This window comes from Mariniflexile gromovii (assembly GCF_017814435.1).
In the GTDB taxonomy this organism is placed as follows: Bacteria; Bacteroidota; Bacteroidia; order Flavobacteriales; family Flavobacteriaceae; genus Mariniflexile; species Mariniflexile gromovii.
Genome location: NZ_JAGJCB010000008.1, coordinates 1 through 22,468 on the forward strand (window position 1 = coordinate 1; position 22,468 = coordinate 22,468).

The 22,468-nt window shown below is 33.2% G+C and carries 24 protein-coding genes; 16 read left to right on the forward strand and 8 right to left on the reverse strand.

The features are described from left to right. The coding region (locus tag J8H85_RS09605; protein ID WP_209654984.1) for a transposase at nt 1–406 on the forward strand (406 nt) is incomplete at its 5' end. A 62-nt stretch (nt 407–468) separates the two neighbouring features. On the opposite strand, the gene rlmF is transcribed toward J8H85_RS09605, so the two are convergent. Together rlmF and J8H85_RS09615 are read right to left on the reverse strand one after the other, a co-directional pair. Beyond that, nucleotides 469–1,398 carry a 23S rRNA (adenine(1618)-N(6))-methyltransferase RlmF gene (rlmF, locus tag J8H85_RS09610; RefSeq protein ID WP_317194996.1) on the reverse strand — a complete coding sequence of 310 codons (930 nt, stop codon included), beginning with the start codon at nt 1,396–1,398 and terminating at the stop codon, nt 469–471. A gap of 22 nt (nt 1,399–1,420) precedes the next feature. Then, nucleotides 1,421–2,827 (reverse strand): MATE family efflux transporter, encoded by a 1,407-nt coding sequence (locus J8H85_RS09615; RefSeq protein WP_209654985.1) that lies wholly within the window; start codon nt 2,825–2,827, stop codon nt 1,421–1,423. A gap of 201 nt (nt 2,828–3,028) precedes the next feature. On the opposite strand from J8H85_RS09615, the gene J8H85_RS09620 reads away from it, so the two are divergent. Next, a complete protein-coding gene (locus tag J8H85_RS09620) occupies nt 3,029–3,685 on the forward strand; it encodes an HAD family hydrolase (protein WP_209654986.1) in 657 nt (218 codons plus the stop codon). Here the strand turns inward: J8H85_RS09620 and J8H85_RS09625 are convergent. Both J8H85_RS09625 and J8H85_RS09630 read right to left on the reverse strand, forming a co-directional pair. Continuing rightward, nucleotides 3,682–4,422 (reverse strand): LytR/AlgR family response regulator transcription factor, encoded by a 741-nt coding sequence (locus J8H85_RS09625; protein ID WP_209654987.1) that lies wholly within the window; start codon nt 4,420–4,422, stop codon nt 3,682–3,684. The two genes, J8H85_RS09620 and J8H85_RS09625, sit on opposite strands and share 4 nt — an antisense overlap. A gap of 1 nt (nt 4,423) precedes the next feature. Continuing rightward, complete coding sequence (locus tag J8H85_RS09630) at nt 4,424–6,505, reverse strand: tetratricopeptide repeat protein (protein ID WP_209654988.1); 2,082 nt, start codon at nt 6,503–6,505, stop codon at nt 4,424–4,426. Between the two features lie 190 nt (nt 6,506–6,695). Here J8H85_RS09630 and J8H85_RS09635 point away from each other — a divergent pair, with 190 nt between their 5' ends. The 6 genes from J8H85_RS09635 (at nt 6,696) to J8H85_RS09660 (ending at nt 9,933) form a co-directional block, all read left to right on the forward strand. After that, nucleotides 6,696–7,223, forward strand: a complete 528-nt coding sequence (locus J8H85_RS09635) for a hypothetical protein (RefSeq protein WP_209654989.1) — start codon at nt 6,696–6,698, stop codon at nt 7,221–7,223. 2 nt (nt 7,224–7,225) lie between these two features. After that, entirely contained in the window at nt 7,226–7,522 is a 297-nt protein-coding gene (locus tag J8H85_RS09640) for a hypothetical protein (protein WP_209654990.1), read from the forward strand. Between the two features lie 40 nt (nt 7,523–7,562). Then, the gene (locus J8H85_RS09645) at nt 7,563–7,751 is read left to right on the forward strand and encodes a hypothetical protein (protein ID WP_209654991.1); all 189 of its coding nucleotides are present in this window, start codon (nt 7,563–7,565) and stop codon (nt 7,749–7,751) included. 137 nt (nt 7,752–7,888) lie between these two features. Continuing rightward, nucleotides 7,889–8,524 (forward strand): hypothetical protein, encoded by a 636-nt coding sequence (locus J8H85_RS09650; protein WP_209654992.1) that lies wholly within the window; start codon nt 7,889–7,891, stop codon nt 8,522–8,524. A 5-nt stretch (nt 8,525–8,529) separates the two neighbouring features. After that, nucleotides 8,530–9,540 (forward strand): vWA domain-containing protein, encoded by a 1,011-nt coding sequence (locus tag J8H85_RS09655; RefSeq protein ID WP_209654993.1) that lies wholly within the window; start codon nt 8,530–8,532, stop codon nt 9,538–9,540. A gap of 21 nt (nt 9,541–9,561) precedes the next feature. After that, complete coding sequence (locus J8H85_RS09660) at nt 9,562–9,933, forward strand: hypothetical protein (RefSeq protein WP_209654994.1); 372 nt, start codon at nt 9,562–9,564, stop codon at nt 9,931–9,933. 8 nt (nt 9,934–9,941) lie between these two features. On the opposite strand, the gene J8H85_RS09665 is transcribed toward J8H85_RS09660, so the two are convergent. The 4 genes from J8H85_RS09665 to J8H85_RS09680 form a co-directional block, all read right to left on the reverse strand. Further along, complete coding sequence (locus J8H85_RS09665) at nt 9,942–10,358, reverse strand: DM13 domain-containing protein (protein WP_209654995.1); 417 nt, start codon at nt 10,356–10,358, stop codon at nt 9,942–9,944. A 62-nt stretch (nt 10,359–10,420) separates the two neighbouring features. Beyond that, the gene (locus tag J8H85_RS09670) at nt 10,421–10,582 is read right to left on the reverse strand and encodes a hypothetical protein (protein WP_209654996.1); all 162 of its coding nucleotides are present in this window, start codon (nt 10,580–10,582) and stop codon (nt 10,421–10,423) included. A gap of 6 nt (nt 10,583–10,588) precedes the next feature. Next, the gene (ccsA, locus tag J8H85_RS09675) at nt 10,589–13,777 is read right to left on the reverse strand and encodes a cytochrome c biogenesis protein CcsA (RefSeq protein WP_209654997.1); all 3,189 of its coding nucleotides are present in this window, start codon (nt 13,775–13,777) and stop codon (nt 10,589–10,591) included. Between the two features lie 260 nt (nt 13,778–14,037). Then, on the reverse strand, nt 14,038–14,427 hold the full coding sequence (locus tag J8H85_RS09680; protein ID WP_209654998.1) for a group III truncated hemoglobin: 390 nt from the start codon (nt 14,425–14,427) through the stop codon (nt 14,038–14,040). Between the two features lie 242 nt (nt 14,428–14,669). Between J8H85_RS09680 and J8H85_RS09685 the strand changes: the two genes are divergently transcribed. From J8H85_RS09685 to J8H85_RS09720, 8 genes are all read left to right on the forward strand, one after another. After that, nucleotides 14,670–15,437 carry a Rossmann-like and DUF2520 domain-containing protein gene (locus J8H85_RS09685; protein ID WP_209654999.1) on the forward strand — a complete coding sequence of 256 codons (768 nt, stop codon included), beginning with the start codon at nt 14,670–14,672 and terminating at the stop codon, nt 15,435–15,437. Further along, a complete protein-coding gene (locus J8H85_RS09690) occupies nt 15,418–15,927 on the forward strand; it encodes a KdsC family phosphatase (protein WP_209655000.1) in 510 nt (169 codons plus the stop codon). The genes J8H85_RS09685 and J8H85_RS09690 overlap by 20 nt, the downstream gene beginning before the upstream one ends. Before the next feature lie 141 nt (nt 15,928–16,068). After that, nucleotides 16,069–16,980 carry a geranylgeranylglycerol-phosphate geranylgeranyltransferase gene (locus J8H85_RS09695; protein WP_209655001.1) on the forward strand — a complete coding sequence of 304 codons (912 nt, stop codon included), beginning with the start codon at nt 16,069–16,071 and terminating at the stop codon, nt 16,978–16,980. Further along, nucleotides 16,980–17,573 carry a Maf-like protein gene (locus J8H85_RS09700; protein WP_209655002.1) on the forward strand — a complete coding sequence of 198 codons (594 nt, stop codon included), beginning with the start codon at nt 16,980–16,982 and terminating at the stop codon, nt 17,571–17,573. The genes J8H85_RS09695 and J8H85_RS09700 overlap by 1 nt, the downstream gene beginning before the upstream one ends. Nucleotides 17,574–17,643: 70 nt before the next feature. Beyond that, nucleotides 17,644–18,177 (forward strand): mechanosensitive ion channel domain-containing protein, encoded by a 534-nt coding sequence (locus J8H85_RS09705; protein WP_209655003.1) that lies wholly within the window; start codon nt 17,644–17,646, stop codon nt 18,175–18,177. A 20-nt stretch (nt 18,178–18,197) separates the two neighbouring features. Continuing rightward, nucleotides 18,198–19,265 carry a magnesium/cobalt transporter CorA gene (gene corA / locus J8H85_RS09710; RefSeq protein WP_209655004.1) on the forward strand — a complete coding sequence of 356 codons (1,068 nt, stop codon included), beginning with the start codon at nt 18,198–18,200 and terminating at the stop codon, nt 19,263–19,265. Between the two features lie 119 nt (nt 19,266–19,384). After that, nucleotides 19,385–19,846 carry a hypothetical protein gene (locus tag J8H85_RS09715; protein WP_209655005.1) on the forward strand — a complete coding sequence of 154 codons (462 nt, stop codon included), beginning with the start codon at nt 19,385–19,387 and terminating at the stop codon, nt 19,844–19,846. 90 nt (nt 19,847–19,936) lie between these two features. Beyond that, the gene (locus J8H85_RS09720; protein WP_209655006.1) at nt 19,937–22,462 is read left to right on the forward strand and encodes a PIG-L family deacetylase; all 2,526 of its coding nucleotides are present in this window, start codon (nt 19,937–19,939) and stop codon (nt 22,460–22,462) included. The last annotated feature ends 6 nt before the right edge of the window (nt 22,463–22,468 follow it).

Genomic DNA, 22,468 nt, shown 5'->3' on the forward strand with positions numbered 1-22,468 from the left:
AAGTCTTAAAGAACAATCAAAACTCATAAAGAGTGTTCCAGGTGTTGGTAAGGTTCTATCTTGGTATATGCTAGCTAAAACCGAAGGGTTTACCAAAATAACAGAACCAAGAAAAATGGCCTGTTTCTCTGGGGTAGTCCCTTTTGAGCACCAATCGGGAAGCTCGATTTACAGAAAACCAAAAGTGTCATTCTATGCTGATAAATCAATTAAATGCATTCTGCATTTAGGGGCTTTGAGTGCTATAAGGCTTAAAAATGATTTGGGCAATTATTACCGTAGAAAAGTAAGTGAGGGCAAAAATAAAATGTCTGTGTTAAACGCCGTGAGAAATAAAATCATTCACCGTATTTTTGCTGTAATAAAAAACCAAACTATTTATAAAAATAATTTGGTTTTATCATAGAAATCAACTTGACAAAGTAACTATAATACACTTTTCAGACAGTCTCTTTTATTCAAAGAAAATCAAACGGTATGCACCCATTTTTTCTGCTCATCTTGGGTTAAAAAAGTCCAAGCCACTATTCGAGACAGTTTGTTTCCTTGCCCCATATTAATGGTTTTAATTTCTGTTGCCCCTAACTTTTTTAATGACGCATGCATGCCTTTTACCAATTCTTTTTTAGAAACTAAGGTTGTAAACCAAAAGCACTGTTTCTTAAATAAAGAGCTTTCATATAAATAATTATGAAGAAAAGCCTTTTCGCCGCCTTTATAAATCAATTCATTATGTGTTCCTGAAAAATTCCGAACCACTTCAGTTTTTAAACTCTTCACCCCCTGAAGCTTTCTGGTTGTAGCATTGAAAGCTTCTTCTTCCGATTTGTAAAAAGGCGGATTACACATGGCTGCTGAAAACTTATCGGAACTATTTAAAACATCTTTGAAAATGAATGCTTTATCTTTTTGATGTACTAAAGAAATGGAATTGGTCAGTCCATTTTTAGTTATAATTTGCTGTGCATGCTCTGATGAGTTTTTATCAATATCTACACCTGTGAATTTCCATTGATATTCGGCATATCCTAAAATGGGATAAATACAACTTGCCCCGGTGCCTATATCTAAAACTGAAATATCCCCGGTTATTTTTGAAGCATCAAACAAGTCTGAAAGATGATGAATATAATCTACCCTTCCTGGAATGGGTGGACATAAATTGGTTTCAGGAAATTCCCAAAAATTAATACCATAGTGTTTTATCAACAAAGCCGTATTTAGTGTTTTAACTGCCTTAGGGTTTGCAAAATCTATAGTTTTGGTTGTAAAAGAATTTTCGAATACATAAGATGACAAATCAGGATAAGCTTCACATAAAGCAACGATATCGTAACCAGACTTATGCTTGTTTTTAGAATGAAAATTAGAATTGTTTTTGATAACTGAATTTTTTATGCTCCAATTTACAACCTTTTAATCACACTTTCACGGTTTTCCAATTTCCTTTTTTAAACCAAACAATGGCTATAATAGCAATTAAAACTTCAGCTAAGGTAATGGCCCAAAACACACCCGAAGGACCAAAATTTAAAGTCAGTGCCATAAAATATGCAAAAGGCAATTGCAATAACCAGAAACACACAAAATTTATATAGGTTGGTGTTTTAGTATCTCCCGCGCCATTAAAAGCATTAATTACTACCATACCATAGCCATAAAAAATGTAACCCGAAGCTAAAACACGTAAACATAGACTACCATATTTAACAACATCGGGCGTGGTATTAAATAGGATGATGATTTGATTTGCAAACACCAAGTAAATTAAAGAAACCCCTGCCATAAAAATTGCACAGTACTTTCCTGTTTTCCATACAGATTGCTCTGCGCGGTCTGGTTTTTGAGCTCCTAAATTTTGACCCACTAACGTTGCAGCGGCATTACTCATACCCCAAGCTGGCATTAAAGTAAACATCATAACCCGAATGGCAATGGTATAGCCTGCCAATACTTCACTGCCAAATTCACTCATGATTCGCATTAAAAACACCCAACTAGAAGTACCAATTAAAAACTGACCAATGCCACCCAACGATACCTTGATTAAATTCAGCATCACCTCAATTCGTAAGACTAAATCTTTAAACCCAATTTTTATCTTACTAAACCCATAAAACAAAACTGCCAACTGAAATAATACCCCAATACCACGACCAATAGTAGTTGCAATAGCAGCACCTTCTAACCCATAAGCAGGAACGGGTCCGAAACCAAAAATAAATATGGGATCTAAAACAATATTAATGCCATTGGACAAAATAAGTGTCCACATAGCCACTGATGCATTACCAGCACCTCTAAAAATAGCGTTAATTAAAAACAATAACATAATGGTTACGTTCCCTCCCAAAAGTATTTGGGTATACCCATAACCTTCGGCTATTAAATCGGGTTCAGCTCCCATAAGAGCTAAAATTTCCTTGGGATACATTATACCTATCACACTAATAATAAATGCTACAAATATTCCAAGAAAAATAACCTGCACCGCCGCTTTTGATGCTCCATCCAAATCGTTTTCCCCTACCCGTCTTGCCACTACAGCTGTTGCCGCCATACTTAAGCCTATAGCTACGGCATACACCAATGTAATAACAGATTCCGTTAAACCTATGGTTGCCACCGCATTTACACTCACTTTAGATACATACAAAATATCAACCAAAGCAAAAATGGATTCCATGAGCATTTCCAAAATCATGGGAATGGCAAGCATGAATACAGCACGACGAATACTTCCAGATGTAAACTCCTGTTCTTTACCGGTAACTGCTATCTTAAAATATTGAAAGAATTGTTTTAAAGAAATTTTATTTGATTGCATTTGAAAAACTTTTAATAATAAAACATAGATAAACACCTTAGGTATTTACCTTCCTTTTATCGCTAGAAGTTGCGATAGACTCTTGAATATTATTACTTATACAATCATAGTACAGCAAATATGAAAAATTTATTTATAACTACAAAATAGATTTTTAGGCAGTTACTTTCTATTAATATATCTTCGCAAAAAAATTTTTTTATGTTAAAAGCTGTTATTTTTGATATGGATGGGGTTATCATAGATAGTGAACCTATGCACCACAAAGCCTATCATGACATGTTTAACGAGGTTAACATTTCTGTTTCCAGCGAACTTTACGAGTCGTTTACAGGGCAATCTACACTTAATATTTGCAAACGTTTATGCGCTATTTTTAATCTTGCTGAATCTCCAGAACATCTGGTTTCATTAAAACGAAAACACTATAAACGATTTTTTGAAACTAATTCCGATTTATCACTTATTGATGGTGTTGAAGATTTGATAAAGGATTACCACTGCAATGGTTTAAAATTGGTTTTAGGTTCATCGGCAGCTATGACGAGCATTAACCAAATATTTGATCGGTTTGATTTAAACCAATACTTTGTAGCAAAATTGAGTGGCGCCGATTTAAAAGAATCAAAACCACATCCTGAAATTTTTATCAATGCTGTAAAAGCATCCGGATTTCATGCTCATGAATGTATTGTTATAGAAGATTCAACCAACGGTATTGAAGCTGCAAAAGGTGCAGGTGTTTTTTGTGTAGGTTTTGATAGTTTTCATTCTAAAAACCAAGATTATAGTAAAGCCGATTTAGTGATTAAAAAGTTTGAAGAAATTAACTTCAACAATATAAAACACCTGGTTTAACCAATAGCTTTTAAAAAATCATCTTTTCTGCGCGTTGAAACCTCTATGGTTGAGTTGTCAATTAATGTTACATAACCACCTTTACCTTTGGTGTATTTTTTTATGTAATCTAAATTTATTAAGTGCGAATTGTGTACCCTAAAAAAGTTGCAATTGGCAAGTAAGGCTTCAAAAGATTTTAAGGTTTTTGAAACTAAGATTTTTTTAGCATCTTTAGTGAATATGGTGGTGTAATTTACATCGGCTTCACATCTGATAATATCTGAAACTTCTAAAAACTCCAAGCCCTCAACTGTTGGAATGGTTATTTTTTTATGAACATCGGTTTTTGAAATGTTATTCAATAAAGCATCTACTTTTTTTGAAAAATCCTTGGCTTCAATTTTAGAATTCAGTTTATCAATTGCCAATTTAAAATCATCTTCATCAATAGGTTTTAAAAGATAATCTACAGCACTAAACTTAAAGGCTTGTATCGCAAAAGCTTCAAAAGCAGTGGTAAAAATAACTTCAAAAGCATGATGGTTTACAGATTTTAAAACATCAAAACCTGTTCTATCATGTATTTGTACATCTAAGAAAACAACATCTGGCTTTAAGTTTTCAATGCCTTTGATGCCTGAGTCTACCGTAGAAAAATCACCGATTAGTGTGATGGTATCCTTATACGGTTTCAATAGGTTTTTAATTCTATCTGTACAATGTTGCTCGTCGTCAATTATAATGGCTGTAATCATATTAAAACGCTAATTGTAATGGAAGCATAACCTCTACACGAACACCTTGTTCTTTGTCTATCATTTTCACATCGCCGTTGGTGTTCTTTTTCTTGTTTAGAATATCGATGCGGCTTTTGGTAATACTAATCCCTAACGACTTGTTTTCAGTAGAACCAGTAGCAGCATTTAGTGTTCTTCCTACCCCATTATCATCTACGGTACATACAAGCATATTACCTTCCTTTTTGATACCAATATCTATATGACCTTCCGACTCTTTTTTTGATATACCATGCCAAATACTATTTTCTATAAAAGGTTGTAAAATAAGTGGTGGTACCAGAGTGTTTTCTGTATCAATAGCATCATCTACCTTAATTTTGTAGGTGAATTTGTTTTTTAAACGCATACTTTCAATCTGAAGGTATAAGTCTAAAACCTTTAAATCGTCTTCTAAAGAAATTTCATTTTGATTAGAGTTTTCTAAAGTCTGCCGCATTATTTTGGCAAACTTAGTTAAATACGTGCTGGCAGATTCTACATCGTTTTTTGAAATATAATCGTTCACAGAATTTAGTGAATTGAATATAAAATGTGGATTCATTTGCGCCCGCAACGCCTTAAGTTCGGTATTCGCCACTTTGGTATTAAACTCTGCTTCTTGCTTTTGGGTTACGGCATCGCGTTTTCTTTTATATAAGAACAATCCTGAAATGGCCAATAAAAATAAAACCACACCGCTTATTATTGAGCCTTTTTTTATTAACTTTTGGCGTTCAATTTCTGCATTTGCTAGTGCTTGGTTTTTATCATGTTCAGCCTTAACTAAATCTGCTTTTTTATCGTATTCGTACTTAACTTCTAATCTGGTTATTTCGTCTTTTAGGTCTTGGGATGCCATACTATCTTTTAAAACAGTTGCCACGGTTTTAAATTCTAATGCATTTTTATAATCTCCTCTTAAACCAAATAATTTTGAAAGTGTGTTATTGGCATCTGCTTGAATTTGTAAATTCCCTGTTTCTTTTGAAATTTTATATGCTTGCATTAAATGGTACTCAGCTTTCAGTAAATTACTTTTTGAAGATGGCATTTCTAAAAAAGTTTCCCCTAAATAATACTCAACAATACTGAGGTTATACTTATTACCCAGTTCATTGTAAATAGGTAATGCTTGTTTTAAATAATGAATAGCTTTTTCGTTATCTGGAACTGATGTATAGGCAATCCCTATATTGGTAAGTGCACTTGCCATTCCTGCTTTATAACCAACCTCTTTGCATATATTATATGATTCTTGCTGTAACTCAATAGCTTTAAGTGGCTGCTTCAAATTATCGTATGTATTGGCTAAATTATTAAGCGAATTTGATAATCCTATTTTATAACCAGTTTTTTTAAGAACTTCTACCGCCTGTTCATTATACTTTAAAGCTAGGTTTAATTTATTTCCCATACGGTTATAAATAATACCAATATTGGTTAGCACAATACCATATTCTGTAGTTTCTGTATAATTTTCAGTTTCATAATAACGTAACGCTTTTATAAAAGTTTCAATAGCTTTTGAATATTCATTCGAATACATCTGACAAATACCTATACCGTTTAGCATTTTAGCCATTTTCAAATTATCTTGCTTTAATTCAAAAATTTGAAAACCTTTATTGTAATATAAAATCGCTGTATTATAATCTGCCCAATTTTGGTGAATTCTTGCAATGCCATAAAAAACCTTGGCGCTTCCTTCTAAACTGTTTTTAGAATTAAAAATATCTAACGTCTTGTAATATAATTTTAAAGCTAAAGAATCTTTACCTGCAGAAATATAATTGTTAGCCTTATTTATATAAGCTCTAGCTAACTGCTCTTTATAGTTAAGTTTTTGGGCTAATGCTATGGCTTGGTCCGATACGACTAAACCGTGTTCAGTATTAACAGATTCATAATGATACGATAAACTGTTCAATATATTTAACCTGATAGTATCTAGTTCTTTATGCTTTTTCAATAATTCGTTTAAAGAATCAATCTCCTTTTGCTGCGCACATACAAAAACAGAAAGAAATAGCAACATTACGGTTGGTAGAAGCCTTTTCATAATTACAATTTAATTATGCTATTAATCAAAACTGTAAGAATTGTTTTTTAAAAATAAGTTTTTTTAAAATACAATTTAACTTTTTGAATCAAAAAATAAGTGAACCGTGGCAGAAAATAAGTGTATGTAGTTTTTAAAAGTATGTAGATGTAGTTTTATATATAGCTATTAATCCAGAAAACTTAAAAAAATGAAAAATATCAAACTTCAACTTTTCCTAATTTTTAACATAATACTGGCATCTTGTTCTAGTGATGGAAACGATAATGATAATGAACTTCATAACGGTGAATATTACATCTCATATGAAATAAATGACAATAAAATTGAATATACCACTAGCATATCGGCATACAATTATGATAGCCCATCTATAGGATTATACGGTGTTGGCATGTCTGGGGCATATTCTAATAATGCTTTATTGATTTATCTCTACGACACAGCTAAAATAAGTACAGGTAATTATACAGGTGAATTAATTCCTGGTAAATATGTTTCAGGAGCTATCATAAGTCATGGCACATCTAGTGAGGGATATACATCGGCAGCACCTAATATAAGTAGTGTAGCTTATGCCAATGTAAATGTAACCGAGATAAACGAAACCTATATAGCTGGAAATTTTAATGCAGCTCTAGTTTCAAACTCCGATTATAACACGGTTACACACATCATTAAAAATGGAAAATTCAAATTAAAATTCTTAATACAATAATTATGAAACTATTGTACAAATCTATAATACTGATTATTCCATTCATCTTCTTCGGGTGTTTTGAAAGTGGTCTTTCAGGAACTTACGTTGGGCAAGAAGGTGCTTTTTTCGAAAAATTAACCTTTGTCTCTAACGATAAAGTAGAGCTTACTTTTTTGGGAACAACAACCGAAGCCACTTACACCAAAGAAGGCAAGAAAGTGAAAATTGATAATGCAGGTGAAAACCAAATACTAACCATTACCGAAAACGGCTGTTTAGATGGCGGCGGGTTTATTGGCAAATATTGTAAAGAATAATTTTAAAATAATAATCATTAACACTAAAAATTAAAAAATTATGGGACTATTATTTATTATCATCGGTGGGCTGCTATTCTATTTCGGATACAAATCAAAAACAGGGGATAAAAAACTTAGCGAAATGACACCGAAAGATGCCATTAAAGTCTATCTAAAGTATGCAATGATGTTTGCTGGGGTTGTCTTTTTTATGGGCGGATTTATGATGTCGTGTGTAGGTTGTTAACTCTGTAAAAAATATTAATATAATATATTGTTTATCAAATAATTAAATATCAATTCACCTTCAACTATAAAAGTGAAACAATAACATTACAGTAGGATAAATGCAATTTAAACCAACTAATAGTAATTGATTTTCTAATGAAAAACCATATCATTCTATTCATTAATATTGTTCTACTTTTTGGATGTAAAAAACCAATAAGTGAGCCTCGACAAATATCAACGGATATCGATTCGGTCACTATACATGTTAACAATATTCAAAAGCAGGATGCAAAAGAAATTGTGGAAGACACTACCCGTAATGAAATAACTGAAACATTAAAAAATATAGAACTTTCAATTAATGACAGAATAGAAATCACAACAGAAAAACAGTTAAAAGCGGTTTTAGCTTTCAAAAATTTTCTATTAGCCAAAGAAGGAAAATTAGACCTTGACAGATTAAACAATGTACTTTTTTTTGATATCAATAATGATGGAATTGAAGAAGTTATTTTTGAATATTCAATAATATTATTTCCAGGAACCAATACTTGGGGGTTGAATTTTTTAATTGGAAACATTAAAGACACCAAAATCGCACCTATTATAAACGCAAATATCGGTGGGAAAAATTGGCGACAAATTTGGTTTAAATCCATAGACAATGAAGGTTTATTTTGGTTTGAGACATTATCTTATGATGACGATGATGCCATGTGCTGTCCTTCCATAAAAGGAACTGCAACATATAGAATTATAAATAACACATTTAATGAAATTAAAAATTAACTATTTTGAAAAAAAAGAAAAGTAAATATATTTTGTATGCTACCTTAGTTCTTATTATAGTAATAATTTTATTGTTCCTTTTTAATAAGTGTTGCAACAAAGTAATAGTAGAAAATGATGGCTCTAAACCCTCCATAGCTGTATTAGATACTAAAATTATAAGTCAAGACAATGAAGAAATACGTTTTGCCATTCGTTTTGTAGTTTTTAGGGATTCCAAACACAGTGAAGATAGACTTAAAAGGAAAGACGTACGTATTGACAGTTTAAAACGACCTTCTGTTTTCTTTGAACAAAAACAGTTTAACAAAAAGAGCAAAAAAACAAAAGAACCATTTTCTGCCATATTACTTTTAGATCAAAGTGGTAGTATGACAAGTAATGACCGCGATAAAAAAAGGTTTGTTGCAACTAATATATTCAATGAAAACTTTGGACAAGACAATTATTTAATGCTATGGTCTTTTGGATTAAGGGGTAATGCATTTCAATCATATAGTGACGGTTTTGTAAAAGACACCTTTCTTTTTAAAAAACAGATAAAAGAACTTGAAGCAACAAAAGCCTCTGGAAGCAGTCCTTTGTTCAAAGCTCAAGATTCTACTTCAAAATATTTAAATAAGTATGCACCAACAAAAATTAAAGCTTTGGTATCTTTTACAGATGGTGTAGCTGGAGGAAAAGCAGCATATGAAAATACAATTGCTACATCGCTTGAAAATGAAATACCCCTATACAATATATGTTTATTAAGCAAATCTAAATTACTTAAACAACAGGCATTTGATACACATGGAGCCTATATACAAGTTGATAATTTAAAGCAATTATTGAGTGTTTTTGGAAATCTGGGAGGAATTATTAACGGAACATCAACCACATACTATACGGAGTGGACAGCTAAAAATCTAAAAGGAAAATTCGCTAAAAAAGGCAGATTTAATCATGAAATGATCATACAGTTACCATATCGTGACAAAACGGAAATAAAACTTACGTTTGAGTTGGAATGGTAAATAAAACTTAAAGCACAAATCATGAAAACAAAACATTCAATAAGCATCCCTATATCAGCAATTGTTATCTTAGTTCTTTGCATCTCTCTATGGTCATTCAACACTAAAGATGCAACTCAAACTTCTACAAAGCAGTACTGTGAACTTATATTTGACGAGAGAGTAGATCCTAAAACAGCCTTTAATAATAAACATGAGTACCTCAAATCGAGTTGGGCTAATTATAGTAATTATCCATATGCAGAAACCGAAAACAATATATTAAAAACATTTACCCGTAGAATAGACGCTTTAAATTACCTCAGTGCTAATGGCTGGAAACTAATTGACCATTATCATTTAACTTTTAGTAATGGTTATACTACCCAAGATTTTTATTTAATGGAAAAGTAAATACATAATTACTTTAATACCGCATACCCAAAATTTACCGAGAAAGGCACACACCAAACTATAACATGGTTGTATTTAGTTAAATCTACATTTGCAGGTAAGGCATAATTATAGTTGCCGTCAACCCCTTTTATAGCACCTAATGTTATATAATCTGAACCAGAAGTATTTGTCGCCAAATATATTTCTAATGAAGGACCACTATCGGTTTTAAAATTTGTTAACGATAAAATAGTTTTCTCCGTATTAACAGAAGCTTTTCCTGAAGTTGGGTGGGCACTTGAAACAAAATCACCTTCAAAAGCTGAAGTGTTCATCATATCATCTTCTTCCATTTGCATTTCGTCCTCCATCATTGGGGTATCTGAACTAGAACAAGATTGAAGAGAGAATGCAGCTAATAATAAAATGTAAACGATTTTCATAATGTTGGTTTTAAAATGTTCCTGTTTTGGTCGAACACCATTAAAAAACATTACAAATACCTTTACCCTAAATCCTTCTTTTCCTGATTTGCCTTTTGAATGATAGCTTTTAAACGTTCCTTTCTAAGTTGCTCTTCAGTCTTTTTCTTGTTCTTCTTTTGAACCATTAACTTAGAATGCTTCGCTTTGTTTTTTGTGTTTTTATCTCTGCCCGTTTTAGCCATGAGAAATTACTTTTTATAAAACTTAACGTAACCACGGTATGCAAAAGCACCTATCAACGCCACTATACCAACCGTTATGGCTATGATATTGAAGCTTGCAATTTGTTGCCCCGATTGATAGGAATGTAACCCTGAAAGGTAAAAATTAACGCCAAAATAGGTAAATATGATACTTGAGAAAGCAACAATAGTCATAAGGTTAAAAAACCAACGGCTTCGAAGTCCGGGAATTAATCGCATGTGAATTACAAAGGCATACACCATAATACTAATTAGCGCCCAAGTTTCTTTAGGGTCCCAACCCCAATAACGTCCCCAACTTTCATTCGCCCACATACCTCCTAAAAAGTTTCCTATGGTAAGCATTACTAAACCTACGGTTAACGACATTTCGTTTATAATGGTAAGTTCTTTAATGTTCAAATCCATTTTACTTTTATTCTTTTCAGTTGTAAAAATCATCAACATTAATGATACAAGTCCTAGAATCATTCCTAATGTAAACGGTCCGTAACTTGCCACAATTACCGCTACGTGAATCATTAACCAATAACTATTTAAAACGGGCTGTAAGTTGGCAATAGCGGGATCCATCCAATTCCAATGGGCAATCATTAAAAGCATGGCGGTAACAAAGGCTGTAGATGCTATGGTTAAATCGCTTTTTCTTCCAAAAGCCAACCCGAAAAACATGGTGGCCCAAGCTACATAAATCATCGACTCATAAGCATCACTCCAGGGTGCATGTCCCGAAATGTACCAACGTGTAATAAGCCCCAAAGTATGTAAAATAAACAGTCCTAAAATAACGAACTTAAAAACCGTAATGCTAACATTTAAAGCTTTGCTTTTTTCTTTAAAAATTTGAACAATCAATAATACAAACAGCAAACTTCCTGCGTATAAATACCAACTGAAAAGCTTTTTGAAAATATCGTATTTGTTGTATAGAACCTCCGTGTTAATTTTTTTATCGGATAACATTACTTCTCCACCATGTTGATGCTGTGTTTTTTTGAAAGCATCCAATAATTTGGTAGCATCAGAAAAGTCGCCAGACTGTTTTGCAGCATTCAATGTGTACAAATACATTCTGAAACCATTTCTTATAAAGTTTGCATAAAGCGAATCTTGTACTTTATAATCGCCATGTTTGAATTCATTGGCAGAAATCCATTTGTTATTTTCATCATTTGGAATCGGGAATATTTTTAATGAAGCACCTTCAATGGTGTTGTATAATAAATTAACACGTTGGTCGGCTTCTTTAATTTCCTTTTGATATCCGTTAGGTGCCAAAGCTTTATAAGCATCATCCAAAAATGGCGTTAATTTGTATTCGCCCCTTTCAGTAAAGAAATCGGCAAGCGTTACATATTTTTCTTTGGAATCTACTTGAATAAGATGCCTGATGGTATCTGCTTTTTTAGCGGCTAAATATATAATAGGAACGTTATACCAAAGCATTGGGCTTTCTTGCATGGATAAAAATACTTGGTTGGCATCAAAACCTTCATATTCATCATGCTTGCTTAATTTACGAAGCATTTCAGAGGCATAAGTGTTCACTGGCATCATGCGTCCGCTTAAATCTTGAATTACCAAATGCCCAAAGGCATCGGCATGCTCTTTTGGAGTGATATTAGCTGCTAAAACCGAATCTATTTGCGCCTTGGTAGGTTTGTTATTATGGTTATGCCCGTCATTTTCAGAATGTGTTTGCGCAAAGGAATTCAAACCAAAACACAATATCAAAACACCTAATAATTTTACTTTTTTTGCTTTTATCTTTTTCAATTGACTTTCTAAATCTTTAAAACGAGAGCCTTTTATAAACAAGATAGCCATCATCCCAAAATACAATAAAAAATAACCAATGTACGTGATTAAAGAACCCCAATAATCGTGGTTTACAGATAGAACGGTTCCTTTTTCATCGGGATCAAAACTCGATTGAAAAAAACGATACCCGCGATGGTCTAATATATTATTCATGAAAATTTTATAGTCGAAGCTACCTTTTTCTTCATCAACAACCGTAACTTGACTTGAATAGGCTGAATATCCTTTTTCGGTTCCTGGGTAACGCTCTGCTTCAAAATCATTTAATTTTATGGCAAAAGGCAATTCCAGCACTTTTGAACCATATTTAAAAGCCATATCCAATCCGCCAATTTGTATTTGTTTAAAAGCTTTATTCATGCCTTTTCCTCCCAACAAACCAACACGTTGGGTTTCGCCATTTGTAGTGACTTTTAACACCACGCCGTCCTCATCATTCTTTAAAATTTGGGATTTTTGAACAATATCAAAAACACCTTTAACAACGGGTTTTGGAAACACCATTTGCATATCGCCAATTACATAGCGCGAACGCAACATTAATGGCTGTAAACTATCTTTTACCAAAGTACCTTGTGCCATAGTTGCCATGACCATATACTCACCTTCAAAAGGCGATTGGATGGTAAGCTCATCATTTTGATATGTGATATTGATGGCGCCATCGGTTGGTTTATTCAATGCAAACAACACGTTATGAATACTTTGCACCTCGCCTACCTTTAAAAAGTGGTTATGTGCGCCTCCGCCACCTGCTTCAACTATTTTTAAATACTCATGGCCTTTTTCATCAGGAATAATATCTTCTTCGGCCCCCACTATAAACTTTTCCAATTCAATCGTTACAGGTTGTTCGTGGTATTTCGTTTCAATTTTAAAATCGTTTTCCATGCGTCCTGAAAAATCAACTTCTTTTTCAATGGGCAAACGTTGTGGCACACCATCAATTTTATAGTCACCATCAATATAGGTGGTTATGTATGTTTTTTGTGAAAGAAAGGTGTTTTCGGTTGCGCCTTCGCGAATGGCCATCATGCCTTCAAAACTGATGTAACGGGTGATAAAAGCCCCTAATAGAATAAGTATAAATGCTAAATGCAATACTAAAGTAGCCCACTTTTCTTTTTTATGCAGCTGGTATCTAAAAATATTGCCCACGAAATTGATGACAAAAAACACCATAATAGCTTCGAACCACCATGCGTTATAAATTAAATTTCTGGTGTATGGTGTTGGCGATGTATTTTGTCCTGCATCTAAAAACGTACCTGTAGCCATAGCTGCTGCAAATACTATAAATAAAATACCGGTAAGACGTGTTGAAAAAAGAATTTTGGTGAGTTTATTCTGCATGATGTGAACCCTTTTTTGAGGTCGTGCAAATTTAAGTATTTAAGTTTATTTTAATGTGTTAAAGTTTGTGAAAAAGCTTCTAAGATTTAGAGTTGAAAAGTGACAAGGCTTTAAAGGTTCACGGAGTTTTAAAATTGGGGGCTGAAAAGGACTGAAGACCGAAGACGGAGGATATAATAATTTAAGAATGACGATTAACGATTTTTGATTTTTGAACAATAAAACTAAGTTGCAACTGAAACTGTGACTGTGACTGAAAACTAACCCTGCCTTGCTTCAAAAATTTTTAAATACAGAAAAGTACCCATTTTGCGGGCGCGCTGTTTAGCGTTGTTGGCGTAGTCGCCTTCAAAAAGCTCGTCAATTGTTTGGAACCATAGGTTTAACCACAAGCCAAAATGCATTTCGGTAATACTGTTATTGTTTTCTTTATCCACTTTTACATGCGCTTCCAATGGATTGCCCAAATATTTGGTTTTTAAAAACAAACTGGCTTCCCAAAATGTGGTCAAGTTTTCTAAATGCGCGTCCCAATCTTTAATAACATCGTTAAAAAAAGGGCCTAAAACAGCATCTTTCCTCACTTTTTTATAAAATGAAGACACTAATAAATACACATCTTCTCGGGTTTTTATGTCTTTTTTAATCATATTACAAAGTAACGTTTTTTTGATTGTTTTACAGCCATTTGCCCTGAGCTATTGTAACTAAAAATTGCTCGATAAGCTATAGCTGCGAACAAGCGCGCAAGGGATAGAAATGGAAAGCCCACAGCGACCCCGATACTTCGGGGGAGCGAGGACTTGGAATGGATAGCCCGACCCAAAGGGATGCGCCCTATAAATTTATCATTCTGCATTCGTAATTCATAATACATTAGTACATTTGCCGTATGATTTCAGTAGTAATTCTTGGCGCTGGCAATGTAGCAACACATTTATTTAAAGCTTTTAATAAAGTAGAACAAATTTCTGTTATTCAATGGTATAACAGAAGCACTGACGCCTTAAAAACATATAAAAAAGAGGTAGAAGTTATTGATGATTTATCTTTACTTAAAGAAGCCGATTTATACATTCTAGCCGTAAGCGACGACGCTATTAAACCGCTTTCGTCTAAACTTCCATTTGAAAACAGATTGGTTGTACATACCTCTGGTGCGGTAGGTATTTATGATATTGATAAAAAACACAAACGCGGTGTGTTTTACCCCTTGCAAACATTTAGCAAAACGGCTGATGTAGATTTTGCAAACGTACCCATTTGTATTGAAGCTTTGGAAAGTGTTGATTATCATCTATTGAAAAAATTGGCAATTTCAATAGGAAGCCCTACCAAAAAAGTAAATACGGACCAACGTAAAGTACTACATGTAGCTGCTGTTTTTGTGAATAATTTTACCAATCAGCTTTATAGAATGGCCCATGAAATTACCGAAAGTGAAGGTGCAGAATTCGACTTACTAAAACCGCTCATTCTAGAAACTGCTAAAAAAGTGCAAGATATGTCGCCATACATGGCACAAACGGGTCCTGCAAAACGCAATGATAAAAAAACGTTGAGAAGGCATTTAAAACTTTTAAAAGACCAACACCATACCGATATTTACAACCTATTAACAACCTCTATACAACTCACACATGGAAGAAAAAAGCTATAAAGAATATTTAAATCATATCACCACGTTTATTTTTGATGTAGATGGTGTCCTAACTGATGGCACTGTTTTAGTAACTACATCTGGTGAATTATTAAGAACCATGGGTATAAAAGATGGTTTTGCTATGAAATTTGCCGTAAATGCAGGTTATAATGTGGCTATTATCTCAGCAGGAACTAATGAAGGAGTAAAATTACGTTTAGAAGGTTTGGGAGTTAAAGATGTGTTTCTTGGAGCTCATGATAAAATTAAACAGTTTGAATCCTATACAAAAACCAACAATATTAAACCTGAAAATATTCTTTATATGGGTGATGATGTTGCCGATTACCCAGTTATGAAAGCAGTTGGTTTACCTACCTGCCCCCAAGATGCCATACCCGAAATTAAAGGCATATCCAAATACGTTTCCCATAAAAAAGGTGGTGAAGGTGCTGCCAGAGATGTTATTGAACAGGTATTAAAAGTACAAGGAAAATGGGCGTTTTAAAAAGCTTTAGGCTTTAGGCTTTAGGCTTTAGGCTTTAGGCTTTAGGCTTTAGGCTTTAGGCTTTAGGCAAAATTAATAACTTTGAAGCTCTGGTGCTTTGAAACTTTTTACTTTTAACTTTTTACTTTTAACTTTTTACTTTTGAACTACTTAAACCTTATTCGCTGGAAAAATTTATTAATGATTGTTTTAATACAATTACTTATTAAATACGCACTTTTAGAACCTTTTGGTGTACAAACCAGTTTAACGTCTTTAGGAATTACATTGCTTATTATTGCTACCGTTTGTATAGCTGCTGCTGGAAACATCATCAACGATATTTATGATGTTGAAACCGACTTTATAAACAAACCCGATAAGCTTATTATTGGAACATCCATTTCAGAAAAAACCGCTTATAATTTATTCATTGTCTTCAACGTTGTTGGTGTTGGAGTTGGATTTTATTTATCTCATTTAGTAGGACGAAGTGCCTTTTTCTCTTTATTTGTAATTGTTTCGGTACTCCTATACGTTTACGCCAGCTATCTAAAACAAACGCTGTTAATTGGTAATATGGTTGTTTCAATGTTGGTTGGACTAACCCTTATTATTGTTGGCGTTTTTGAGTTACTTCCTTCAATTACGAGTCTCAATCAACCCACACAACTCACATTTTTCAAAATTATTTTTGATTATGCTGTTTTTGCATTTGCTATTAACCTGCTTCGGGAAATAGCTAAAGACATTGAAGATATAAATGGTGATTATAAAGCAGGCATGAACACCTTACCCATTGCAATTGGTATAGAGCGCGCCTCTAAAGTATTGTTTACGCTTTCTATTATTTTCCTGTTGGCCATTGTTTATTATGTCATTAATTCACTTTATAAAAATCAAATAGCGGTACTTTATTTTCTTGTTTCAATCATCGGGCCACTACTCTACGCTTCCATTAAAATTTTCAGTGCCACAACAAAAAAAGACTTTCACCATATAAGTAATGTGTTTAAATTAGTGATGCTTTTTGGAATGCTTTCACTACTTTTATACAAGTATATTTTATTATAATGCTGAACGAAAAATTAAAAAACCACAACATTATTTTAGCTTCTGGCTCTCCTAGAAGACAAGAGTTTTTTAAAACTTTGGGCTTAAATTTTGAAATTCGTTTAAAACCCATTGCCGAAGATTACCCGACAAGGTTAAGACACTTTGAAATAAGCGATTATTTAGCACAACTAAAAGCTTTGCCTTTTAAAAACGAACTGAAAGAAAACGACATCCTAATTACAAGTGATACCATTGTTTGGCACAACAACAGAGCCTTAGGAAAACCTAGAAATGAAACCGATGCGTTTCAAATTATAAAATCGTTAAGCAATACCACGCACGAGGTGATCACATCGGTATGTTTTACAACGAAAACCTTCGAAAAAACGTTGAATGCCATCACAAAGGTTACTTTTAAGGATTTGACCGATGAGGAAATATCATATTATATTTCAACATGCAAACCGTTCGATAAAGCGGGCGCTTATGGTATTCAAGAATGGATAGGGCAAATTGGCGTTACCAAAATTGAAGGTTCTTATTTTAATGTTATGGGCTTGCCAACACACATTGTTTACAAAACTTTGATCGATATAGTTAATGATTTGTGAAAACTCTAAATGAGCAACTGTATGTTAGCTATCTAATGTATATTTGTTATTCATTCAAATCAAATTATAAATGTTTTTTGAGACTTACAAAAGCGAATTAATTGCAACTGGAATTCTACTTCTTTTTCTACTTATTGTTAGGTTTATATCAACAACACTTATTACAAAAATTTCACGAAAAAACGGCATCAACTTAGCACGTATTCACTTGATTAACAGATATGTATCAGTCACACTCGTTTTAATAGGACTTTTAATTATTCCTTTTATTTTTGGAACACAACCTCGTGAATTGGCTCTTGTTTTCTCATCTGTTTTTGCCGTCATCGGTATTGGTTTATTTGCTATTTGGTCTATTTTAAGCAACATCACTTCAGGTATTATCATGTTCATTTCATTTCCTTATAAAGTAGGAGATAAAATCCAAATACACGATAAAGATTTTCCTTTAGAGGGTATTATTGAAGATATTAGAGCTTTTCAACTACACTTGCGTTTAGAAAATGGCGATTTAGTAACTTACCCAAACAATTTAATGCTACAAAGAGCCGTAACTCTTATTGAAAAAGATGCTATTGATGATGATGCTATAGACGGTATATAAATATTCCTTATATTTATTAAATGGCTAAAAACAGAATTAAAAAGCATCATAAAAAACTGGGGAAAGCTCCCGGTAGTATGATTTATACGGGTAATAAATCTACTAAAAACCTATTTGTTGAAGTTTTTGATTACAATACCGAAAAATGTATTGAAAAAGAACTTTCAACCATTGAAGAAGCTTTTGATTTTAAACATACAGATTCCGTAACATGGATAAATATTAACGGTTTAAACCATGTTGAAGAAATTGAAAAGCTTGGTATTCATTACGATTTACACCCCTTAGTATTAGAAGATTTAGTAAGCATTTCACAACGCCCCAAAATAGATGAATATGACGATTATTTATTTGTGGTGGTGAAAATGTTGTATCCAGATAAGGATGAAACTATAATATCTGAACAAATCAGTTTTATTCTAGGAAAAGGTTATGTATTATCATTTCAAGAATCGGAAGGTGATGTTTTTGATGCAGTAAGAGAACGAATTCGCCAAGGAAAAGGTAGAGCCCGCACTATGCAAGCCGATTATTTACTTTACATTTTGATGGATGCCATAGTGGACCATTACTTTACCATTATAGAAACCTTGGGTGACAAAATTGAAGATTATGAGGATCGTATTTTTTCTGGACATGTAGACAAAAATATCAATAAAGACATTCAAGATTTAAAACGGGAAATTCTAAAAATACGTCGTGCCATATTTCCGCTTCGCGAAGTTATAAACCGCATTGAAAAACACGAAAGCACGCTCATTCTTAAAAAAACAAAAACCTTTTACCGCGATATTTACGACCATTTAATCCAAGTGTCCGAGAACATCGATATTTACCGCGAAATGATTTGGAGTTTAATGGATATGTATATGACTACCATTAGCAATAAAATGAACGAGGTTATGAAAGTGCTTACCATCATGGCATCCATTTTTATTCCATTAACCTTTATTGCTGGTATTTATGGTATGAATTTCGATTACATCCCAGAGTTACATTATAAATACTCTTACTTTATTTTATGGGGAGTTATGATTGCAATGTTTCTTGGTATGCTGTATTACTTTAAGCGAAAAAAGTGGCTATAAACCAAGATTTTATGTCAATTTGACATTTTCTAAAGGCTTGAAATTCCATGAGGCTTTTTGGTATATTTTTTGAAATTATTCAATAAAATAAATTGTTTAATTTTAAAATGTATTTGAAAATGAAAGCACTTAAATTTATTCCAATTTTACTTCTTCTATTTTACAACTGTAACGCACAAACCAAACAAAACAGCGAAGAAAAAGCCTTAAAACCAGAGGAAAACATTCAGGTAAACAAAGAATATGATGAGTTTGGCAATTTAACAAAATACGACTCCATTTATTCTTACAGTTACTCTTCCAACGGCAAATTAAGCGACAGTATCAAACTAAAATTTAAAAATCACTTCAGCAACCACTCTTTTTTTAATGATTCTTTTTTTGATGATTTCTTTAAACAAGATTCCATTACGGGACATTTCAACCCTCGTAACTTTTTTTATGATGGTTTTGTAAATCAAGATGAACATATAAAAAGCATGATGAAACGTATGGACTCCATACAACAACAGTTTTTAAACCAAAACTTCCAAAGCATCATTCCTGCTGAACCCCAAAAAAAAGAATTTAAAAAGATTTAAAGTGGCATTTCCAAACCGTTAAATAAAGATTAAAACCAGCAAAAATGCTGGTTTCTTTTATATATTTGGCTTTTAGCTAACTATAAAAACATGCGGAAAATTCTACTTTCTTTTATATTATCCTTTCTTTCATTTTCAATTTCACAAGCCCAAAAACCAGTAACCCCGTCATCTTCAGAGATTTTTGAATCTATTCAAAAACTAAACTTTTTAGGTTCGGTACTCTATATTGCTGCACACCCCGATGATGAAAATACCCGGTTGATTTCATACATGTCCAACCATGTAAAAGCAAGAACCGCATATTTATCGTTAACACGAGGTGATGGCGGACAAAACCTTATTGGCCCGGAAATACGTGAACTTTTAGGAGTTATAAGAACACAAGAATTATTGGCTGCAAGAGGTGTTGATGGTGGTGAACAACTATTTACACGTGCCAATGATTTTGGCTACTCAAAAGATCCCGAAGAAACCCTAGCTATTTGGAACAAAGATGCGGTTTTAAGCGATGTTGTGTTGGCCATCCGCAAGTTTAAACCAGATATTGTTATCAATCGTTTTGACCACAGAACACCTGGCACAACGCACGGGCACCATACAAGTTCCGCGATGTTAAGTTTTGAAGCTTTTGATTTGGCGAATGATAAATCGGCTTTCCCCGATTTGCTAAAACAAGCCAGTATTTGGCAACCTAAACGTTTATTTTTCAACACAAATTCGTGGTTTTACAGAAGTCAAGAAGACTTTGACAAAGCCAACAAAAACAATAAATTAAGTTTTGATATTGGTGTTTACTACCCCTTAAAAGGCATGTCCAATAACGAATTGGCATCCTTGGCAAGTAGCCAACATTTATGCCAGGGTTTTGGGCGTTTATCGCAACGCGGTACACAAAAAGAATATTTGGAATTTTTAAAAGGTGATGCTTTAACCAATAACGACAATATTTTTGAAGGCATTGACACCTCTTGGAATCGTGTAAAAGGCGGAAAAGCCATTGGTGATATTCTATATGCAGTTGAAAATAATTTCAATTTTAAAAATCCGTCTATCCATATACCACAATTGATGGAGGCTTATAAATTACTTCAAAATATTGAAGATGAACATTGGAAAACCCAAAAAACAAAAGAATTAAAATCGATTATTGAAATGTGTGCTGGTTTGTATTTGGAAGCTTCAGCTGAAGCTCCAACAAGTACTCCAAATCAAACCGTGAAAATTAATATTGAGGCTTTAAATAGAAGCAACCAAAACATTGTTATAGAAAACATTAAACAAGGTGATGGAAAAACAGTTTCAAAAAATTTAGAATTAAAGTATAATGATTCTGAAAAGTTTGAAACTACCTATTTTATTTCAAATAATGAAGCTTACACCTCACCCTATTGGTTAAACAAAAAAGGCACTTTAGGGATGTATAAAGTTGAAAACAGGGAGCTGATTGGTTTACCTGAAACCCCTAAAAATGTGGTTATTGATTTCAACTTAAAAATCAATAATGTTCCCATTACCATCAGTAAACCTGTAATTTATCGCTATTCAAAACCTGATAAAGGCGAATTGTACCGTCCGTTTGAAATCATTCCAGAAGCTTCGGCTAAAATTTCAGAAAAAGTTATCATCTTCAGCAATGACAAACAACGTGATATTCAAGTTATAGTAAAAGCTGGTCGGGATAATTTAGAAGGTTTTGTTGAAATTAACCATCCTAAAGATTGGAACGTTTTCCCCGAAAAGCAAAAAGTGAATATTGTTCATAAAGGAGAAGAGCAAACGGTTACGTTCACCATAATACCTCCTAAAAATCAAAGTGAAGGTTACATAAATCCTGTAGTTCATGTTGATGATAAAACATATACCAAAGAGCTTATAGAAATCAATTATGAACACATCCCTTTCCAAACGGTTTTGCTTCCTAGCGAAAGTAAAATTGTGCGTTTAGACATTAAAAAGAAAGGTGAAAACATTGCCTATATTGCTGGTGCTGGCGATGTAGTTCCTGAAAGTTTACAACAAATTGGTTACAATGTTTTAACCTTAAATCCGGTTGATATCAATGCTGAAACTTTAAGCAGGTTTGATGCCGTTGTTGTTGGTATTAGAGCTTATAATGTGGTTGAAAACCTAGAGTTTAAACAACAAATTTTATTCGATTTTGTTGCCAATGGCGGTAATATGGTTGTGCAATACAACACTAGTAGAGGTTTAAATATTAATAACATAGCGCCTTATCCTTTGAAATTATCTAGCGATAGGGTTACCGATGAAAATACTGAAGTCCGTTTTTTAAATCCCACGCACCCTATTTTAAATTATCCGAACAAAATCACCCAAACAGATTTTGAAGGATGGACCCAAGAACGCGGTTTGTACTTTCCAAATTCATGGGACGCTAAATTCACCCCTATTCTATCTATGAACGATAAAAACGAAAAGCCAAAAGATGGCAGCTTGTTGGTTGCCAAACATGGAAAAGGTTATTATATATACACAGGATTGAGCTTTTTCAGGGAATTCCCCGAAGGTGTATCAGGCGCCTACAGATTGTTTGCCAACATGCTTTCTATTGGAAAAGAAGATTTAAAACCAGCATCTAAACTGAACAATTAACCATGA

Bases quoted from the DNA above. Each gene is read 5' to 3' on its own strand.
- J8H85_RS09615 (WP_209654985.1), bottom strand. From the start codon at position 2,827: ATGCAATCAAATAAAATTTCTTTAAAACAATTCTTTCAATATTTTAAG.
- J8H85_RS09620 (WP_209654986.1), top strand. From the start codon at position 3,029: ATGTTAAAAGCTGTTATTTTTGATATGGATGGGGTTATCATAGATAGT.
- J8H85_RS09625 (WP_209654987.1), bottom strand. From the start codon at position 4,422: ATGATTACAGCCATTATAATTGACGACGAGCAACATTGTACAGATAGA.
- J8H85_RS09630 (WP_209654988.1), bottom strand. From the start codon at position 6,505: ATGAAAAGGCTTCTACCAACCGTAATGTTGCTATTTCTTTCTGTTTTT.
- J8H85_RS09635 (WP_209654989.1), top strand. From the start codon at position 6,696: ATGAAAAATATCAAACTTCAACTTTTCCTAATTTTTAACATAATACTG.
- J8H85_RS09640 (WP_209654990.1), top strand. From the start codon at position 7,226: ATGAAACTATTGTACAAATCTATAATACTGATTATTCCATTCATCTTC.
- J8H85_RS09645 (WP_209654991.1), top strand. From the start codon at position 7,563: ATGGGACTATTATTTATTATCATCGGTGGGCTGCTATTCTATTTCGGA.
- J8H85_RS09650 (WP_209654992.1), top strand. From the start codon at position 7,889: ATGAAAAACCATATCATTCTATTCATTAATATTGTTCTACTTTTTGGA.
- J8H85_RS09660 (WP_209654994.1), top strand. From the start codon at position 9,562: ATGAAAACAAAACATTCAATAAGCATCCCTATATCAGCAATTGTTATC.
- J8H85_RS09665 (WP_209654995.1), bottom strand. From the start codon at position 10,358: ATGAAAATCGTTTACATTTTATTATTAGCTGCATTCTCTCTTCAATCT.
- J8H85_RS09670 (WP_209654996.1), bottom strand. From the start codon at position 10,582: ATGGCTAAAACGGGCAGAGATAAAAACACAAAAAACAAAGCGAAGCAT.
- ccsA (WP_209654997.1), bottom strand. From the start codon at position 13,777: ATGCAGAATAAACTCACCAAAATTCTTTTTTCAACACGTCTTACCGGT.
- J8H85_RS09680 (WP_209654998.1), bottom strand. From the start codon at position 14,427: ATGATTAAAAAAGACATAAAAACCCGAGAAGATGTGTATTTATTAGTG.
- J8H85_RS09685 (WP_209654999.1), top strand. From the start codon at position 14,670: ATGATTTCAGTAGTAATTCTTGGCGCTGGCAATGTAGCAACACATTTA.
- J8H85_RS09690 (WP_209655000.1), top strand. From the start codon at position 15,418: ATGGAAGAAAAAAGCTATAAAGAATATTTAAATCATATCACCACGTTT.
- J8H85_RS09700 (WP_209655002.1), top strand. From the start codon at position 16,980: ATGCTGAACGAAAAATTAAAAAACCACAACATTATTTTAGCTTCTGGC.
- J8H85_RS09705 (WP_209655003.1), top strand. From the start codon at position 17,644: ATGTTTTTTGAGACTTACAAAAGCGAATTAATTGCAACTGGAATTCTA.
- corA (WP_209655004.1), top strand. From the start codon at position 18,198: ATGGCTAAAAACAGAATTAAAAAGCATCATAAAAAACTGGGGAAAGCT.
- J8H85_RS09715 (WP_209655005.1), top strand. From the start codon at position 19,385: ATGAAAGCACTTAAATTTATTCCAATTTTACTTCTTCTATTTTACAAC.
- J8H85_RS09720 (WP_209655006.1), top strand. From the start codon at position 19,937: ATGCGGAAAATTCTACTTTCTTTTATATTATCCTTTCTTTCATTTTCA.